This window comes from Streptomyces sp. NPDC018000 (genome assembly GCF_044328025.1).
In the GTDB taxonomy this organism is placed as follows: domain Bacteria; phylum Actinomycetota; class Actinomycetes; order Streptomycetales; family Streptomycetaceae; genus Streptomyces.
This window is the reverse complement of sequence record NZ_JBIRGM010000003.1, coordinates 171,709-189,035: the sequence shown is the minus strand read 5'-3', so window position 1 is coordinate 189,035 and position 17,327 is coordinate 171,709. Positions and strand designations below refer to the sequence as shown.

14 protein-coding genes and 1 pseudogene are annotated in these 17,327 nt (G+C 68.5%); 9 read left to right on the top strand and 6 right to left on the bottom strand.

Annotated features, from left to right (window positions below; translation table 11 throughout):
* Positions 1-79 precede the first annotated feature (79 nt).
* Positions 80-1,111, bottom strand: a complete 1,032-nt coding sequence (locus ACH4EW_RS09345; RefSeq protein ID WP_398253710.1) for a hypothetical protein — start codon at positions 1,109-1,111, stop codon at positions 80-82.
* Positions 1,112-1,666: 555 nt separating this feature from the next.
* Between ACH4EW_RS09345 and ACH4EW_RS09340 the strand changes: the two genes are divergently transcribed.
* The 4 genes from ACH4EW_RS09340 (at position 1,667) to ACH4EW_RS09325 (ending at position 4,662) form a co-directional block, all read left to right on the top strand.
* A complete protein-coding gene (locus ACH4EW_RS09340) occupies positions 1,667-2,440 on the top strand; it encodes an RNA ligase family protein (RefSeq protein ID WP_398253708.1) in 774 nt (257 codons plus the stop codon).
* Positions 2,441-2,517: 77 nt separating this feature from the next.
* Positions 2,518-2,823 (top strand): hypothetical protein, encoded by a 306-nt coding sequence (locus ACH4EW_RS09335; RefSeq protein ID WP_398253705.1) that lies wholly within the window; start codon positions 2,518-2,520, stop codon positions 2,821-2,823.
* Between the two features lie 197 nt (positions 2,824-3,020).
* Positions 3,021-3,332 carry an ArsR/SmtB family transcription factor gene (locus ACH4EW_RS09330; protein WP_398253702.1) on the top strand — a complete coding sequence of 104 codons (312 nt, stop codon included), beginning with the start codon at positions 3,021-3,023 and terminating at the stop codon, positions 3,330-3,332.
* Between the two features lie 106 nt (positions 3,333-3,438).
* On the top strand, positions 3,439-4,662 hold the full coding sequence (locus ACH4EW_RS09325; RefSeq protein WP_398253700.1) for an MFS transporter: 1,224 nt from the start codon (positions 3,439-3,441) through the stop codon (positions 4,660-4,662).
* 573 nt (positions 4,663-5,235) lie between these two features.
* On the opposite strand, the gene ACH4EW_RS09320 is transcribed toward ACH4EW_RS09325, so the two are convergent.
* From ACH4EW_RS09320 to ACH4EW_RS09310, 3 genes are all read right to left on the bottom strand, one after another.
* Positions 5,236-5,583 (bottom strand): hypothetical protein, encoded by a 348-nt coding sequence (locus ACH4EW_RS09320; protein ID WP_398253697.1) that lies wholly within the window; start codon positions 5,581-5,583, stop codon positions 5,236-5,238.
* Positions 5,584-5,883: 300 nt separating this feature from the next.
* Positions 5,884-7,839 carry a YncE family protein gene (locus ACH4EW_RS09315; protein ID WP_398253695.1) on the bottom strand — a complete coding sequence of 652 codons (1,956 nt, stop codon included), beginning with the start codon at positions 7,837-7,839 and terminating at the stop codon, positions 5,884-5,886.
* A 341-nt stretch (positions 7,840-8,180) separates the two neighbouring features.
* Positions 8,181-8,939, bottom strand: a complete 759-nt coding sequence (locus tag ACH4EW_RS09310; RefSeq protein WP_398253692.1) for a hypothetical protein — start codon at positions 8,937-8,939, stop codon at positions 8,181-8,183.
* Positions 8,940-9,729: 790 nt separating this feature from the next.
* Between ACH4EW_RS09310 and ACH4EW_RS09305 the strand changes: the two are divergent.
* Together ACH4EW_RS09305 and ACH4EW_RS09300 are read left to right on the top strand one after the other, a co-directional pair.
* Positions 9,730-10,381: pseudogene (locus ACH4EW_RS09305) on the top strand (RNA-guided endonuclease InsQ/TnpB family protein); the annotation flags it as partial.
* A 312-nt stretch (positions 10,382-10,693) separates the two neighbouring features.
* A complete protein-coding gene (locus ACH4EW_RS09300) occupies positions 10,694-10,996 on the top strand; it encodes a hypothetical protein (RefSeq protein WP_398253689.1) in 303 nt (100 codons plus the stop codon).
* 181 nt (positions 10,997-11,177) lie between these two features.
* Here the strand turns inward: ACH4EW_RS09300 and ACH4EW_RS09295 are convergent, their stop codons facing one another.
* On the bottom strand, positions 11,178-11,597 hold the full coding sequence (locus ACH4EW_RS09295) for a hypothetical protein (RefSeq protein ID WP_398254762.1): 420 nt from the start codon (positions 11,595-11,597) through the stop codon (positions 11,178-11,180).
* A 227-nt stretch (positions 11,598-11,824) separates the two neighbouring features.
* On the opposite strand from ACH4EW_RS09295, the gene ACH4EW_RS09290 reads away from it, so the two are divergent.
* Positions 11,825-12,613 carry an IclR family transcriptional regulator gene (locus tag ACH4EW_RS09290; protein ID WP_398253687.1) on the top strand — a complete coding sequence of 263 codons (789 nt, stop codon included), beginning with the start codon at positions 11,825-11,827 and terminating at the stop codon, positions 12,611-12,613.
* Between the two features lie 79 nt (positions 12,614-12,692).
* On the opposite strand, the gene ACH4EW_RS09285 is transcribed toward ACH4EW_RS09290, so the two are convergent.
* The gene (locus ACH4EW_RS09285; protein ID WP_398253684.1) at positions 12,693-14,993 is read right to left on the bottom strand and encodes an FAD-dependent oxidoreductase; all 2,301 of its coding nucleotides are present in this window, start codon (positions 14,991-14,993) and stop codon (positions 12,693-12,695) included.
* Between the two features lie 434 nt (positions 14,994-15,427).
* Between ACH4EW_RS09285 and ACH4EW_RS09280 the strand changes: the two genes are divergently transcribed.
* Together ACH4EW_RS09280 and ACH4EW_RS09275 are read left to right on the top strand one after the other, a co-directional pair.
* Positions 15,428-16,357: a carbohydrate ABC transporter permease gene (locus ACH4EW_RS09280; RefSeq protein WP_398253681.1), complete on the top strand. Its 930-nt coding sequence runs from the start codon at positions 15,428-15,430 to the stop codon at positions 16,355-16,357.
* On the top strand, positions 16,354-17,274 hold the full coding sequence (locus tag ACH4EW_RS09275) for a carbohydrate ABC transporter permease (RefSeq protein ID WP_398253680.1): 921 nt from the start codon (positions 16,354-16,356) through the stop codon (positions 17,272-17,274). Before ACH4EW_RS09280 ends, ACH4EW_RS09275 begins: the two co-directional genes overlap by 4 nt.
* The last annotated feature ends 53 nt before the right edge of the window (positions 17,275-17,327 follow it).

The following is a 17,327-nucleotide window of genomic DNA, read 5'->3' as shown; positions in this document are numbered from 1 at the left end:
CGCGTCAACTTTTCCCGACGGGTCCGGGTTGCGCGCTCAGGCCGCAGCCACGCCGTCGATGCCGGGGGCGCGTACGAAGTCAGCCCTCACCCGGCAGGGCCGCCGATGTCCCGTTGATCCTCGCGATCCGTTCCCGCCACGGGATGCGGTCGGGCTCCGGCTCGGGTTCGCCGTAGAAGGTCGCGTGTGCTGCGGAACGGCGGCACGGGGCGCATTCCGTCTCGTCGGCCAGTGGGCGGAAGACATGCTTCTCACCCGGTCCCTGACACTCCAACAGCTCGCGAACGGGCGGGGGTTCGTACGGCCGGAGTGGGATTCGTGGCTCGGGCAGTTTCTGGATCAGGCGGTAGCGGAGGAAGCCGACCGCTGAGCGCACGCCGTCTTGCGGGCGTTCGGCGAGTAGGGCCTGGCGCAGATCGGATTCGCTCAGGCCGCGCTCCAGCCACTTGACCGCCTCCACGGCCAGCGCGCGGGCCTCGCGTACACCCAGGTGCAGTTCGCGGCGGGAGTGGCGCAGGGAGAGCAGGATCCGTTCCGCCCGGGCCAGTTGGAGGGAATCGGCCGAACCCGCCGTTGGCTCGGGGCCGTCCGGGTCCGCCGTCGGCTCGGGGTCCGGGTCCGCCGTTGGCTCGGCTTCGGAGGGTGGGTGGGGAGTGGTCTTGTCACTGTGGTCTTCTACCGGTTTATAGCCACCGGCCGTCCGGGCAGTCGGTTCGCCGACCGTCGGTAACTGCGTACTCGGCGACGGGGGCGCAGGCGGGGACATGAGCGGGGACGCGGGCGGAGCCCCTCGCAGGTGTCCCGCCTGCTCAGTCGTCAGGGGCGTGTTCGCGACCAGTTGCTCGGTGATCCAGCGGCCCCCGTCACCCTGGCTTCGCCACTCGTGTACGTAGCCGTGCTCGACCAGCTGCACCTTCGCCTTCTGGTACGCGCGGCCCTTGATGCCCAGCTTCTGGGCGAGTTCACTCAAGGGCTTCGACGTGGAGCCCTCGGGGAGGCCCTGGACGTACAGGATCAGGATCTTCGCATCGCTGTTCAGACGCGGTTGGCGGACGACATCGTGCGATGCCTTCGTATAGCGCGCGGTCGGCGCGATAGCATGACGCAGCATTTCCGGTGGCCTCTCAGCTCCACTGGCGATGAAGGCCCTCGGCTGGTGTTAGAGCACCGCCGGGGGCCGCTCTATGCGCGTGTGAACACACAGAGCGTGATGACTTCGTCACGGTACCGCACTGATTCCATCTCTCGCCATGCGAACGGGACTTCGCCTCGCAACCGGCTCGGGCCGCGCAGCAGTCTGCCGCCGCGCTCGCCCCGAACCGGGGCCGAACCGGGGCCGAACCGGGGCCGCAAAGCGTCGCGGGGCAGCCCAGGCCCGCGTAGGCGTCGAGAACAAAACCCATTGCTCGAACACCGCGCCGCAATACATGCTCGCTGCGCACGCCTTCACCACAACCCGAAGCCACGTCAGTTGCCTTGACGTGCCCGAGCTCTCCGAATGGCCGTGGTCGAAGGACGGGACGCCAAGCTCACTGCTGCCCTCACTCGCCTCGGCCCGAGCCCGCGGCAGGACGCCCCGCACCGGCCCCCGCCGACGTACAGCGTCCTCCGACCACCGCCCCGCCCCTGCCGCAGCACCCAGCCGAATCGAGAAGGACAGCACACCGTGATCCGCGCCATCGACCTCGCCGCCCTCAACACGGCGACCAAGTACCCGTCAATCCCCACCTACCACGCGCTCGACCCGAAGAACGGCGGCCTCATCGAGGAGACCGTCGACTTCAACGGCGACGTGTACCTCACCGAGAAGGTCGACGGCACCAACGGCCGGATCATCAGCTTCCCCAACGGTGACTACGTCCTCGGCAGCCGCGAGGAACTCCTTTACGCCCGCGGCGACCTGATCGGGAACCCCGCCCTCGGTATCGCCGACGCACTACGCCCCCTCGCCGACCGCGTCACCCCGCCCGCCGAGGGCATCCGGATCCTGTACCTGGAGGTGTACGGCGGCAAGGTCACTGCGGCCAGCCGCGAATACACCGGTAACCGCACCGTCGGCTACCGGCTGTTCGACTCGGCCGACGTCCCGCTCGAAGTCCTGGAGTGGCCACGGGCCCGGATCTCCAACTGGCGTGAGGACGGCGGGCAGCGGTTCCTGTCCGAATACGAACTGGCCCAGTCCGCCAAGGCCCAGGACATCGAGCTGGTCCCGCGGCTGGCCACCGTGGACGCGGGTGGCCTGCCGACCGGCATTGCCGAGATGCAGACGTTTCTCACCGAACATCTGCCGGTGACCCGCGTGGCCCTGGACGAGAGCGCGGGCGGCCACCCCGAGGGCATCGTGCTCCGCAACGGCGACCGCTCGGTGATTGCCAAGGCCCGGTTCCAGGACTACCGACGCACGCTCAAACGGCGCACCCAGCCCGCAGGCGGACGCTGACCCTTTCACGCCCGGCCGCAGTGAGAGCGGCCGGGCGCCCTGAGAGGGCGGCCACGAGCGAACTGGTGGAAAACCCCGTGACAGCATCACTGACGTGCAGGAAGACCCTTTCCCTCGAAACGGGATCCGTCTACGCCTGGGAAACCACGGAAGGAACCACCGGAAACATCCTGATCGACCTGGAGGAATCAGTCGCCCGCCCCTGCACACCGGAGGGAACAACCCTCGGCGACATGCTTCTCGACAAAAACGTCGGGAATACGGAAAACCCCGACCCGGACTCGAAACTCCGTCGCGCTTTCCTGATCGCGGCATCGGTGATCTTCCAGGAGGGGAAGCGGCAGGGGCGACTACCTGACAAGATCACGCGCACCTACTGGTAGGCACCACGTCACACTCGAGCTGCGGCATCGCCGCCGCGCCAGGGCCGAGGACCGTATCCGGGCCGCCCGTGACACGGGCCTGCACAACCTCCCCCTCCATAACGGCAACCTGGCCGGATTCAGCGATTTGACTTGCCCCTACATATCGAGAAAGCTAGATGTATCCCATGAGCCGCACGGAGAGGCGAGGAGCAGCAGTGGACCCCCTGGCCATACACAAGGCGCTCGCCAACCCCGCACGCCTGCAGTTCATGCAGTGGCTGAGGGAACCGGAGAAGTACTTCGACGAGAACTCCTACCGCCAGCAGGGGCTCGGCTTCCACATCGGCGTGTGCGTCGGCGACATCCAGAAGCGTGCCGGGCTGGCACAGTCGGTGGTGTCCGGCTATTTGCAGACCCTGAGGGACGCGGGGCTGCTCACCTCGGAACGCATCGGCAAGTGGACCTACTACCGACGCAACGAAACAGTGATCGCCGAGTTCGCCGCGCACGTCCGCGACGAGCTGTAGCCCGCGCACAGCCGCACACAGCCCGCCCGCAGTCGGCCCGATTCCCACGCCTGCCCTCTCCCGCAGCTCGATGCATCTACTTTTCTAGATTTGATGAAAGGTCGCGATGAGAAAGACCTCCCTCACCGTCCTGGTGCTCGCCCTGGGCGTGTTCGGGATCATCACCACCGAGATGGGCATGGTCGGCGTGCTCCCCCAGGTCTCGGCCGAGCTCGGTGTCACACCGTCCGCCGCGGGGTGGCTCGTGGGGGCCTTTGCCCTGGTCATCGCCGTGTCCGGGCCGTTCACAACATTGCTCGCCTCCGGCATCGACCGTAAGAAGGTGCTCGCCGCCGCAGTCGCGGTGTTCGCCGTTTCCAACGCCGTCTACGCGCTCACCACGCAGTACGAGGTGATGCTGGCCTTCCGCGTCGTTCCCGCCCTCTTCCACCCGGTGTTCTTCGCGGTCGCGCTCGCGACCGCCGCACGGCTGGTGCCCGCCGAGGACGCGACCCGGGCCACGACGACCGTGTTCGGCGGTGTCACCGTCGGCTTCGCCTTCGGTGTGCCGCTGACCTCGTACCTCGCCGAGCATGTGTCCCTGGCGTCGGCTTTCTGGTTCGGTGCGCTCGTCAATCTGATCGCCTTCCTCGGCATCCTGCGCTTCGTACCGCCGATGCCTGTCGGGCAACGGGTGTCCTACGGCGCCCAGTTGAGCGTTCTCAAGCGGTTCCGGATGTGGCTGACCATCACGTCGGTCGTCCTCGTCTTCGCGGCGATGTTCTCGGTCTACGGCTACTTCGCCGAGTTCCTCGGCCAGGTCACGCACATGGACGGCACCTGGGTCAGCGCCATGCTGATGACGTTCGGCGTCATCATGATCCTCGGGAACTTCGTCTTCGGTGGACTGTTGCGGCGCAACCTGATTCGTACGGTGGTCGCCTACCCGGTCCTGTGTCTGCTCGTCTACGTGCTCCTGTACGCCGTCGGCCCGCTGTTCGCGCCGATGGTCCTGGCCGTACCGGTCTGGGGGGCCGTGCACTCCGGCGGGCTCATCGTGAGCCAGAGCTGGCTGGGAAGGGACGCCGTCGACGCGCCCGAGTTCGGCAACAGCCTCTTCATCTCGTTCTCGAACCTCGGCATCACCGTCGGAACCGCGGTCGGGGGCTGGGTCTTGGCTGAATACGGAGCCCGCCAACTCGCCTGGGCCGGCGTGGGATTCGCGGTCGCCGCCCTCATCACCATCCTTCTGCGACTGGGCCTGGAACGCACCGGCGGCGAGCGAAAGACGCCCCTGCCCGCCCCGGAGGCGCGGACACTCGGAGAGGCGCGGACCAGGGCCGGGACCTGACCCTCCACCCCCCTCCCCCTCCGGCCGCCGCCACGACCTTTGCCTACGCAGGAACCCGCGTCGTACAACTTCTCGACGGTCTCAACGGTCTTGGAAGTCCCGGTGGACGTCCGGCGGCTGAGGGAACACCCGCCCTTGCGGCATCCCCGGGGATCTGTGGAGGGCACCTGCCCTCCGAGGAAAGGGGGCCACCAGCGTGGAAGACGACCCCGACGGTCTCACCTTCGAACAAGCCCTGCCGTTCGGCCCGTTCAACGACTACGGCATCGCCATGGTCAAGGGCCACCGCGACGACTGCGAGAAGCTCCAGCAGGCCCTCATGGACTACGCGCGCAGCAACGACTGGGACCAGGACTTCCGGAACAATCTGCCCCGCGTCCCCAAGGACCATCCGCGACAAGGCCAGGCCCAACGACGTCGCTATCGACACCTACTCCTGCCGCGACAAGCCAGGCAACGCGAAGGTGGACGACTGACAGCGGTCAACCAGCGACGGCCGGGTCTCAACCCGCGCATGAGAGAGGGGCCGCCCCCAAGACGGCCCCTCTCTCGGTCTGCGCGGTGGGGGCGGGATCAGCTGAACACGACGGAGCGGAGCATCAGCCGGCTGGAGGCGTGGCCACCGCGCGGCCGGAGAGTGAAGTAGTCGCCGTCGCAGTCGGGGCCGGTGAAGACGGTGGCGGTCGCGTCGGTGTAGTTCCGCGGAGCGCGTGCGGGGCTCGACGAGTTGGGGTCGCCGACCTCCGGCAGGGTGATGCATTCCCGGCTCGGCGGGTCGACCAGGTAGGCGACCTGCGGGGAGCCGTCGAGACCGCTGTACGTGTAGCCGAAGTAGCCGGTGGCCGCACCGGCCGAGGTCGGCACGGCCACGATGAGCGCGAGCGCGCCGAAGGCGGCAGCGACGGTGGAACGAAGACGCATGAAGGGCACTCCTTGTGCGGGAAAGCAGTCAGAACCGGCCCAAGTCTGTGTCGCTGCCCTGCGATTACTGCCGGATGTCGAGTTTCTTCACCCGGACGGGAACCGCTGAATCGGTTCTGCCGACGGCCATCTGGGGGCATGTGTCCCGCTCGCCGAGTTGACCGCCGCACGCGGGGCCTCACGGGGCCCGGTCGCCCGCTGCACCTCGGGCGGAGAACGCGATGGAGACAGCACAGGGGCGCGTCCCCGCGTGGGGAACGCGCCCCTGACGTCACAGCCTCATGAGACCTCGGCCATGCATCAGCTGGTGAAGATGAAGTACTTCCAGCTTCCGTACGTCGTCGAGTTCACGGTGTCCCCGGAACCGGAGTTGATGTACGAGGAGCGCACGCGGGCGCGGATGCCGGACTTGCCGGAGTGGCCCAGGTTGACGACCGACTTTCCGTTGGTGCCGAGCTTGAAGTACTCGGTGGCCCCGTCGTACCACTTGCCCTGGTGGTACACCTGGAGATCGAGCCGATGCTTGCGGCCCTTGTAGTAGCTCATCGTCGTCGTGGATATGACGTCGGTGTTCTTGCGGAAGTAGTAGTACGTCGTGGAGCCGATTCTGCCGGTCTTGTAGTGCTTGGACAGCGCCGTCGAGACCTTCACCCCGGCGTACGCGGTGGACTTGACCGACTTCGGGGCGTAGCGGGCGTCACCCTTGAACACGGCGGTGACCGTGGTGTCCCGGGTCATGTCCAGGGTGACCGACAGGTTGCCGCTGGAGTTGACCTTGCCGGTCTTCACCAGCTTCTTCGGCTTGTCCGCCCCGAAGGGGTCGGCCCAGATCTCGACCGTGCGGTTCGTGTACGTCGTGCCGAGGTGCGCCGTGAACGCGACGTCCTTGCCGTAGGCGTACACCTTGCCGTTGTTGTTCAGTGTCAGCGTGGGCGTGGCGCGGGAGACGTCGACGGTGTCCGAGGCGGTCGCCGAGGAGTGCGTGGCGTCACCGGCATACGTCACCGTGTACGTGACCTTGCCGCCGGCCGGCGGGGTGTCCGTGAAGGAGAACTTGCCGCCCGTGCCGAGCAACTTGGTGCCGAGCGACTTCCCCTTCGGCGACTCCATGTCGGTGCGGGTGACGGTCAGCGGGGTCCCGGCGGGCAGCGCGAGGCCGGTGGTGAGCGAGCCCTTGACGGTGAGCAACTTCGCTCGGGTGGCGGTGGTGGGGGCATCGACCTTGAGCGTGCCGACGTACTTGCGGGGCTCGTCGATGGCGTGGAACTGGGTGGCGTCGTTGGACCCGGTCAGCACGAACAGCTTCCCGCCGTCGGCCGACCAGTTCATCGAGTGCCCGCCCCAGGGCATCCAGTTGTACGACAGGTTGCGGACGCTGGCGGGCTTGTCGCTGCCGCCGGAGAAGACGTACGCGTCGCCGAGGTCGTCGGTGTCGAGGACGGTCGCCGCGACCGTGCCGTCCGGAGCGACACTGACCGTCTCCGGATCGTCGGGGACGGGGTAGGTGCGCACCTGTTCCAGGTCCGAGAGCCGGTACTCGGTGAGTGCCCGGTTCCCGGGCCCGGCCACGACGACGTTCTGGCCGTCCGGGGTGAGTGCCGCGTCCTTGTAGAAGCCGCCCTTCTTGGCGGACACGCGGATGGCCGGGGTACCGGTGGAGATGTCGTAGACGATGATCGGGGCGGAGCTGATGTGCGCGTCGAGGGCAAGCAGCGTGCCCGGGTTGTCGGGGTCCGCGTAGAGCTCGGGCGGGCTCGCGAAGTCGTGTCCGGCCGCCAGGTCCAGCGCCACCGTGGGCGTCTCGGCGGTCAGGTCGACGGAGCCGAGCCCGGAGCTCCACTGGTCGCCGTATCCGAACCACAGCTTGCCGTCTGCGTAGGCGAGCCGCGAGGGGGTGGTCTTGTCGCCGGTCGGGTACTCGGCGGTCTGCGTGAGCGTCGCGGTGTCGATGGCGACGATCTTGTCGGCGCCGTAGAGCGCGGCGTACAACGTGCCCGAGTCCGGGCTCAGTTCGAGGTCACGGACCTGGGACAGGCCGGTGAGCGTGGTGACGACCTTGCCGGTGTAGTCGGTGACGACGATCTTGCCCTGGTACTGGTCGCTGAAGTACAGCCGCTGGTGGACGCCGTCGGCGACCGTGTCGTAAGCGTCCGAGACCGCGAGGGGCCTGGTGGTGTCGGCGGACGCCGGTGCGGCGGTGAGTACCGCCGAGCTGAAGAGGACCGCCAGTGCTGTGGCGGCCGGGAGAGTGCGCATACGCACGTGGGTTCGAACCCCCCGGAATGAGTGTGGGGCCACTACATGCAGTTGTCGGGCGGCAGTTGCTGTGTGCGACCTGTGCTGCACGTGTGACGAGTGAGCGAAGAATAGGTCATGCCACCGACAACCTCGCCGGCGCCCCCCGTCCAAAGCGTCCCTGATCCGCTGGGTCACACCCCGCAGGAGCAGAGCGCCCGGTGCTCGTTTCCGGCCACAACACCCGTAGCGCACCCGCAGCACACGCGCGCAGCCGCGCGTCGCGCTTTCAGCAGACCGCCCCCGTTACGGCCTTCGAGCCGTGACGGGGGCGGTCTGAACAGGATCCTTCGCGGGAGGCGTCAGTTGGCGGGCGCCTGGTAGAGGCCCCGGCCGGCGCGGTGGGCCCGGGAGGTGGCGACGAGCCGGTCGAGCGTGCTGCGTACGGTGTTGATGCTGTTGGGGGTGAGCTCACGCCCCAGAGCCTTCGTGACCTCACGGGCACGGACAGGGGTGTCGCCGAACGTGGACAGCACCTTCATGGCCATCTCGGTGAGGCTGCCGCTGTCGTCGACGGCCGGAGCGGCAGGCGCTGCCTTCTTCGGCGCCCTGGCCTTCGCGGCCTTGGCGGGCTTGGCTTCCTTGGCGGGCGTGGCGGCCTTCGCGGGCTTGGTGGACTTGGCGGCGGCGGCCTTCTTGACCTGTCCGCGCTCGCTCTTCGGCTTGGCGGGAGCCTGCTTGCGGCTCTTGGGCGCAGACGCCTTCCGGGCGGTACGGCGCACGGGGGCGGCCTCTGCCGGCTCCTGCGGGGCCTCTGCCTGGACGGCGGAGTCGATGGAGTGCTGAGCCTGTTGCGGAATCTTGGGAGCGGCAACGCTCTCCGCCTTGACGTTCTCCGCCTTGACGTCGTCCGCCTTCGCCTCCGTGTTCGCGGAGGGAACAGGAGCGGTGGACAGCACACGCAGGGCCGTCAGAGCGGTCCGTACCGACTCCAGACGCTCGGTGACAGCCGCGAGTTCCTTTTCCAGAGCCTGCTGGTGCCCTTCCAGGCGCGGAAGTTCCGCCTGCAGCAAGGCAGTTGTTGCATCGATGGTGCCGAGCGCGTTGGTCTCGGAGGTCATGTTGTCGCCCTTCTCTCCCGGCCGACCGTTGGTGACCGATGTGTTGAAGCGTACGGTGCGTTGTGTTGTGGCCGGAAATCGCCCCTCAGGGACGGCTGCCAGGAGGCACCCTCAGTACTGGCCGCCAGTCTCCCGAAACTCCGTATTTCGTGCCTCGTAGACTGACGGGACAACACTCTTTTGGCCGCACACGCCTCGTTGGCCGGGCAGGGCGCGCACTGTCCCCGCCAGGCCGCCGGGTACGGGAATCGCCACGGCCTGGTCTTCGGTGGCCCCGCCGGTTGATCTGTTGTGCTTGCATGACCTGCGCATTGCAGCAGAAGGGTTCAGGCCCGCCGGGAGCAGGACCAGGCCCTGCCCGAGCAGAAGGCCAGCGGCTGGCTCTCGCGTCTGCGCGCCTGAGCGGCGTACCCGGGGCAGGGCGTGGGCGGGATGGTTCCCAAATTGTGGGGAACGGGCCTCGCGGGGTTGTGCTGTGCGGAAGGATTGGGGGTGATTGATCTGAGGGGGCGTCGGCACCGGCGCGTGTGGCAGCTCATCGGCGTCTTATGCGGCATCGGGTTCATGGCAGGCGCGGTCTACGCCGTGCAGCAGCTTTCCGAAAAGGATTCCAGTGGGCCCGACACTGCCACGCTCCTTGCGCTTCCCATCAGCATCATCGGCTTGGCGGTCGCTGTCTTCGCGCTGCGGAAGCCGGTCGCGGGGAACGACGCGGAGCAGGCGCGTGGTTGGGCGCGGACGTTGGCGCGGCAGGTCGAGACCAGCGAGGGCGCGGTACGGCGACAGCCCCGTGACCGGCATCGACATGGGCATCGCGTCATTCCTCACCACGTCCAACGGCGAGCACGTCCCCAGCCCGCGCCACAGCCGGAAGGCCGCCCGCGAAGCTGAAGGCTGCGCAACAGGCACTTGCCCGGTTCCCCCGCGTCCGCCGGGACAAGCGCACAAAGAATCACCGCCGGGCGGTCGAGAGGGTCGCCGCGCTGCATCGCAAGGTCCGACGCCAGCGGCTCGACCACGCACACAAGACAGCGCTTGACCTCGTACGCGAACACGACTTCATCGCGCATGAGGACCTCAAGATCCGCAACATGAGCAACGCTCCCGCCCCCAAGCCGGACCCCGAGCAGCCAGGCAGCTTCCTGCCCAACGGGGCCGCCGCGAAGGCCGGGCTGAACCGTTCGATCTCAGATGCCGGATGGGGGGTGTTCCTGACGATCCTCACCGCCAAGGCTGAAAGCGCCGGACGGGAAGTGATCGCCGTGGACCCCCGCAACACCTCTCGGCGGTGCCCCAAATGTGGGTACACCGCCAAGGAGAACCGGCCCACCCAGGAGAAGTTCCACTGCGTCTCGTGCGGCCACCAGGTGCACGCGGACACAGTGGGCGCCCTGAACGTTCTACGGGCCGGGCTGGTCCGTCGCGAAGCCGCACCGGTATAGCGAGAAGCCCCCTCATCCATGAGGGGGAGGAGTCACGAATCCGTAGAGAATCAACTGGTCGGTGGAGACGGCGTCGACTGTTCCCTCCCGCAGTTTTTTGACGCAGTCCCGCGCGTCCGTCTCTGTGACGGTGCGGATCTCGAGGCAGGCGGACACAGGGAGCCATGCGACGTCCGGCGAGGCGCCCGAGTCACCCAGGGCGAACACCTGTACACCCCTCGACGACCGAAAGTCCGCGCATCGCGTTAGCCTCGAAGAACCGGACTCCGAGTCGATTCCGGACAACACGGACAGAAAGTGAAGGTGGCTGCGATGGCGAAGGTTCCGGCAGCGGCAGTGGCGGCAAGCGGGCTGGTCGGCGGGTACGCCGTCGCACGATGGACCAAGAAGCGGCCACTGGGCGGGGTCGCCCTCGCCGCCGCGGGCACCGTCGCCGCGTACGAGTGGAACCAGCAGGCCGGACCGCGTGCGGCCGTCGGGCTGACCACCGCATATGTCGCCGCGTTCGCCGGTTCGCACCCGCTGGCCAAGAAGATCGGCGCCTGGCCCGCCGTTTTCGCCGTGGCGGGCAGCGTGGCCGCGGCATCGTGGGCAGTCACCCGCCGGGCAGCCTGAATCCGTACGGATCGCCGGTGATCATCTGCCGGCCGCGTTGAACGCGGGCGGGACCCTGTACGTACCGAAGGGCACTCCCCCGCGCAAGACCGATCGATCCGAGCCGGGTGCGTATCCGTACGACAGGACGGGTACGCACCCGGAGCCCTCTGCGGGGCTTGGAAACCGGGAACCTCAGGGCCTAGTTCGTGGTCGCGGTGCTGTAGACGTACAGGGCGATCACACCGACGACGCAGGCGAGGATCACCCATGAACCGAGACCGGTGTGTTTCCCACCGCCTTTGGGCCGCGCGGCCTTCCCGGAGCGCTTGGACCGCTCGGGCGCTGCCCGTCCCGGTGCGACCGGCGCCGGATCGGCCGCCGCCTCGGCGAGCAGGCGACGGCAGGTCGCGGCCAGCACGCCTGTACCGGCGGAGAGGGGCACCACGGCCTCCGAACGCGCCGGAGCGGTGGTGCCGCCGTCCAGGATGCGCCCCGCGCGTACGAGGACCTCGTCCCGGCCGCCCGCCGGAGCAAGGCTGATCCACCGCCGTACATGCTCACCTCTGATGACCACACTGCCGGACCGCTCCCGGTACACGGTGTGTTCCCGCCATAAGATATCCGCCAACTCCCCGGCAGTGTCTCTCAGTTGTGCACTCACAGCCCCTCCCCTCCGCCTCGCGGCGAATCGAACAGGCATCGCACTCTAGCGGCAGGTGCGGATGCGGTGGGTGACCCGCATCCGTTCCGTTCCGGCCGCGAGCCGTTGGATTTCAGGAACAGGCCTCAAGCCGACGCGATATGCTGATGCAGATTGTGCAAGCGGTTTGCAGAATGAGGAGGGTCATGGCTACTCGGGCGAGCGACGCCGGGACGAACCAGAGCGTGGAACGAGCGGTCTCGGTGCTGCGCGCACTCGACTCCGCCCGCGCCGAACTGCGCGTCTCCGACGTCGCCGAACTCACCGGGCTGGGCTCCTCCACCACCTCCCGCCTGCTGTCCACCCTTGAGCGCCTCGACATGGTCGAACGCGACCCCGTCAGCAACCTCTACCGGCTCAGCCTCGGCATCCTCCCGCTCGCCGCCACCGCCACCAATCGCCACCCCGTCCACCGCGCCGCCCGCATGGTCCTCCAGGACCTCGCCACCCGCACCGGGCTGGGAGCCAACGTCGCCATCCGCCGCGGCACCGAGCTGATGTTCCTGTGCAATTTCGAGGGAGCCCGCGCCCCGAAGTCCTACACGCAGGCCGGACACACCGCCCCACTGCACGCCACGAGCATCGGCAAGTGCCTCCTGACCGGCCTCGCGCCCAAAGAGCGCCGCAAGCTGCTTCCCGAACCGCTCGCGGCACACACCGACTACACGACCACCAGTCACGACCTGCTCGACACCGAGATCGACACCGTCCGCCGCACCGGCTACGCCATCGAAGCGGAAGAACGCGCCCTGGGCCGCGCCTCCCTCGCCGCGCCCGTCCGCGACGCCTCGGGCGATGTCGTCGCCGCCATCTCCCTGTGGGGCCCCGCCTCCCTCCTCGACAACCGCACCGAAGCCGAAGGGCAGCGCCCCACCCTCATCCGCGAGGTCATCGAAGCCGCCGACGTCATCAGCCAAGCACTCGGCGCCCTCTGAATCACGCGGCGAACGAATCACGTGGCGAAGGGGCCGGGGGAAGACCGTTCGGTCCTCCCCCGGCCCCTTCGCCGCGTGGCTATGCGCCGTACGCCTTGAACGCGATCACGTGCGCGTGCCGCGCCCCGTGCGTCGCGTCCACCACGAGCCGCAGCGCATCGGTGCGCACGGGCCCGCCGTGCACACCGTTCAGTTCGTGCACGCGGTGGCGGCGGCGGTTGCCCGTCACCGTCAGCAGCGTGCGCCAGGTGCCGTCGGGCTCGCGGCTCTGGATGCGGTAGTCGCGGACCAGTTCCGGCATGACCTCGAACGGGGTGCGGTGGCGGTGCAGGTTGTTGAGGTACTCGTCGACGTCGTCGTCGAACACCACGCGCGTTTCGGTGAGCTGCTGCTCCTCGTCCCAGTCGAGGCGCAGCCACTGCGTGGCCCGGTCCGGGTCGGGCAGCAGCTCGGACGACCACATCTGCGGGCCCCCGTAGGGGCGTTGGAATCCTCCGACGGCCCGTTCGGGCAGGAACGCGGCGGTGTCCGGGGTCGCGCGGAAGCCGAAGGTCCGGCGGCGCAGGCCGCGGGCCTGCCATTCCAGGACCAACTGGCCGTCCTCCTCCGGGATGTCGTGGTCGACGGCCGCGTCCCCCTCGGCCCTGCTGCGCAGGGCGAGGACGCCGTCGGTGCGCTCGGGGACGAGGACCAGCGCAGCACCCGGGCAGGCGCGCACGATCAGGACGACGTTCTCAGGGGTGTCCGGGCGGTGATCGAGGCGGGCCGTGACCCAGTGGGGGCCGGCGGCGGGAACGGTCACCGTGGTGGTGAGCAGGTGATCGACGGGGACTGCGTTCTCGGGGCGGCCGGTGCTCCACAGTTCCACGGTGAGTTCGCTTCTCCGCTCGCCCGGGGCGCCGTGGACGAGCAGGTCGACCATGTCGAGTGCGGGGTCCACCGGCAGCAGCAGCGCGAGGTCGCGGGTGAGCGGGTACGGCTCGCCGGGCGCGGCCGGTGTGGGCTCGGCGGCCAGGCGGCTCAGGTGCGAGGAGGCGCTGACGCGGGCCGTGCGTGCCAGGTTGTCGGGGTCGTCGTCGGCGAGGCCGATGACCGAGGCGTCCTGCCGCAGCAGGGCGCGGCGCACCAGTTCGGGGTGTTTGGCGGCGAGTTCGCGCGGGCCGATGCCCTCGGCGACGCACAGTGCGGCGGCCGTGCCCGCGGCCTCGCCGAGCGTGGCGCAGGTGGCCATGACACGGGTGGCACCGAAGGCGACGTGGGTGGCGGAGATGTTGCGCCCGGCGAACAGGAGGTTGGTGACGTTCGCCGAGTACAGGGAGCGCAGCGGAATGTGGAAGATGCCGTCCGCGTAGCGCTGGCGGGCGCCGGGCTCGTCGGCGTACATGCCCTGCACCGGGTGGAGGTCGACGGACCAGCCGCCGAATGCGACGCGGTCGTCGAACTGCCGCTGCTCCAGGATGTCCTGCTGGGTCAGCATGTGGTCGCCGAGGAAGCGGCGGTACTCCCGCTTGCCGGGGAGGCTGCCGACCCACTCCAGCGTCAGGTTCTCGGCGTCCGGGAACTCGCCGGAGTTCTTGATGTGGTCCCAGATGCCCATGATCACGGACTGGAGTTCGTCGCGGATGCGCTCGTTGTCGTGGACGGTGTCGAGTTCGCCGCCCCACTCGATCCACCAGTAGTCGCAGCCGTTGTCGCCGGTGCGCAGCACGCGGTTGCGCAGGATGGGCGTGGTGGTGAGGTCTCGGGCGGAGGCGGGCGGTACGAACTTCACCGGCCGGCCGGTGTCCTTGGTGTGGAACAGGATCGTCGATCCGAGCAGCGCCTCGTCCTGCTCCTCGGGCGCCCAGGGTTCGCCGAACTCCGAGCGGGACTCGCGGCCGATGCGGTGGCGGGCGCCGGCGAGGTGGCCGAGCAGGCCGTCGCCGGTGCAGTCGAGGAACTGCTTCGCGTGGAAGGTGATGCGCCGCTCGGAGCCCATCATCCAGCCGGTGCAGGAGTGCATTTCGCGTGCGTCGTCCGGGCCGCTCGCGTCGGCCTCCCGTACGTCGGTGTTGAGGTACAGGTCGATGCCCGGCTCGGCACGGACGGCGTCGAGGACCACCTGGTCCCAGTAGTACGGGTTGCCCTCGGGGTTGCGGTACTGGTTCTCGGTGTACAGCTCGCCCATGATGCCGGTCTCGCGGGCCCAGCGGTGCACGCCGTGGGCGGTGGCGCCGCAGACCCAGACGCGGATCTCGCTGCTGGCGTTGCCGCCCAGGACGGGCCGGTTGTTGACCAGGGCGACGCGTCGGCCGAGCCGGGCCGCGGCAATGGCCGCGCAGGTCCCCGCCAGGCCACCGCCGATGACGGCGATGTCGTAATGGACCTCTTCTTCCCGCACGGTGCGGCCTCCTTGGTGTGAAGCTCGGATACTCTCCGCCGCAGCGGAGCCGCCCTGAACGTACATCACATGCATATTGTGCAACCACTGTTCATCCAGTGGGATGTGTTGTAAATTTCCGGCGCAGCCGACGACACCGCCGCCGCGGGCCGGCGGCCGAGTCCGGCCTGTTCGGCGATGTCGCCGGTCCCGCACAGAACCGGCGATTCACCAACCAATAGGGTTGACGCCGTCGCACGATATGGAGAACGATCCCGCATGCTGCAACTTGCGTTCACTGGAGCATGCATGGCATTCACACAGGGCCTCGGTCGAAGCAGGGGACGGGGCGGCTCACCGCTCACGCCCGGCCGCGTCGCATCCGCCCGCCGGCGCACGGCGCCGCGTGCCACGCCCCGCACCAACGCTCCCGCCCCGTTCGAGAGGACACACCCATGAGTACGGCCGCACCTCCGCAGAAGGCCGCTCCACGCCGTGAGCGGTCCGGCGGACGGCTCTCCAACGGCGCGTTCGCACTGCTGCTGACCGCACCGGGGCTCGCCCTGTTCGCGACGATCATCATCTACCCGCTGCTGTCGGCGCTGTTCACCGGCTTCTTCAAGCAGGACCTGCGGCTTCCGGGGCGGGAGTTCGTCGGCCTGGACAACTTCGCCTACTGGCTGGACGGCGAGTTCCTCACGATCCTCAAGCAGACGGTCGTCTTCACCGTCGGCGCGACACTCATCCCCTTCGTGATCGGCTTCGCGCTCGCGCTCGCGCTGAACTCGGGCCTGAAGGGCAGCGGCTTCCTGCGTGGCCTGTTCCTTTTCCCGTGGGTGATCCCGGGCGTGGTGGTCTCCTTCCTGTGGATGTGGATCTTCAACGCGAACTACGGCGTGCTGAACGGCATCCTCATGAACGCCGGAATCATCGAGGAGTCCGTCTCCTGGCTCGGCCGGCCCGGCACCGCCATGCTCGCCGTCATCATCACCAAGACCTGGGCGAGCTTCCCCTGGATGATGGTGATGCTCCTGGCCGGCCTGCAGACCGTGCCCAAGGAACTGCACGAGGCGGCCTCGATGGACGGGGCGGGCTCGATCCGGCGTTTCTTCGCCGTCACCTGGCCGCAGGTCCGCGGTGTCGCCTCGATCGTGCTGCTCCTGGAGTTCATCTGGAACTTCCAGCACTTCGACACCATCTACGTGCTCACGGGCGGCGGCCCGGCCGGCACCACCGAGACCTTCGCGACCGCCGTGTACCAGACCGCCTTCAAGGGCTTCGACATCGGCCGGGCGACCGCGCTGGGCGGTCTGTGGATGCTGCTCCTGCTCATCCTGGTCGCCGTCCACCTCAGGATCACCGAGCGGAAGGGCGACGCCCGATGACCTCCACGACCTCCACCCCGCTGACCGGCACCGAACGGCCGGCACCGACCGCCACATCCGCCGGACGCACCTCGCGGCGCCGGATGCGCAAGGACCTGCTGCGCTCACGGATCGCCGCCTGGACCGCGGTCCTGGTGATCGGCGCCTTCGGCATGCTGCCGGTCTACTGGCTGCTGGCCACCGCCCTGAGCAGCCCCGAGCAGACCTTCCAGTTCCCGCCGAGGCTCGTACCCACCGACATCACCTTCGGCAACTTCACGGCCCTGGCCGAGAACGACCAGCTGATCACGTACCTGGTCAACTCCCTCGTCGTCGCCTCGATCACCGCCGTACTGAGCGTGGTCGTCGCCACGTACATGGGCTACTCGTTCTCCAAGTTCCGCTACCGCGGGCGGCGCTCGCTGATGCACCTGGTACTGGCCTCCCAGATGTTCCCGCAGGCGCTCCTGCTGGTGACGCTGTACGCCGTGTTCTCCAGCTTCGGCCTGCTCAACACGTACACCGCCCTGGTGCTGTCCTTCACCACGTTCACGATGCCGCTGTGCGTCTGGATGCTGAAGGGCATCTTCGACACCATCCCGGACGCCCTGCTGGAGGCGGCGTCCATCGACGGCGCGTCCCGATGGCGGACGCTGCACTCCATCGTGGCGCCGCTGGCCGCGCCCGGAATGATCGCCGCCGGCCTGTTCTCCTTCGTCCGCGGCTGGAACGACTTCATCTTCGCGGTGACTCTGGCCGACAAGGAGAAGCAGACCCTGCCGCCCGGCCTCGTCTCCACCTACATCGGCGAGTTCCAGACCGCCTGGCCCGAGTTGATGGCCGCCTCGCTCGTCGTGTCCGTCCCGGTGGTCGTCGCCTTCATGTTCCTGCAGCGCTATCTCGTCGGCGGCATGACCGCCGGCTCGGTCAAGAGCTGAGCCCGCGGGCTCCGTCCGCACCCTCCCCCACGTACTTCCCCTTCCGCCCACCC

Excerpts from the sequence above, each read along its gene's own strand:
- ACH4EW_RS09315 (WP_398253695.1), bottom strand. The coding sequence starts at position 7,839 with ATGCGCACTCTCCCGGCCGCCACAGCACTGGCGGTCCTCTTCAGCTCG.
- ACH4EW_RS09320 (WP_398253697.1), bottom strand. The coding sequence starts at position 5,583 with ATGCGTCTTCGTTCCACCGTCGCTGCCGCCTTCGGCGCGCTCGCGCTC.
- ACH4EW_RS09325 (WP_398253700.1), top strand. The coding sequence starts at position 3,439 with ATGAGAAAGACCTCCCTCACCGTCCTGGTGCTCGCCCTGGGCGTGTTC.
- ACH4EW_RS09300 (WP_398253689.1), top strand. The coding sequence starts at position 10,694 with ATGGCGAAGGTTCCGGCAGCGGCAGTGGCGGCAAGCGGGCTGGTCGGC.
- ACH4EW_RS09345 (WP_398253710.1), bottom strand. The coding sequence starts at position 1,111 with ATGCTGCGTCATGCTATCGCGCCGACCGCGCGCTATACGAAGGCATCG.
- ACH4EW_RS09280 (WP_398253681.1), top strand. The coding sequence starts at position 15,428 with ATGAGTACGGCCGCACCTCCGCAGAAGGCCGCTCCACGCCGTGAGCGG.
- ACH4EW_RS09275 (WP_398253680.1), top strand. The coding sequence starts at position 16,354 with ATGACCTCCACGACCTCCACCCCGCTGACCGGCACCGAACGGCCGGCA.
- ACH4EW_RS09290 (WP_398253687.1), top strand. The coding sequence starts at position 11,825 with ATGGCTACTCGGGCGAGCGACGCCGGGACGAACCAGAGCGTGGAACGA.
- ACH4EW_RS09310 (WP_398253692.1), bottom strand. The coding sequence starts at position 8,939 with ATGACCTCCGAGACCAACGCGCTCGGCACCATCGATGCAACAACTGCC.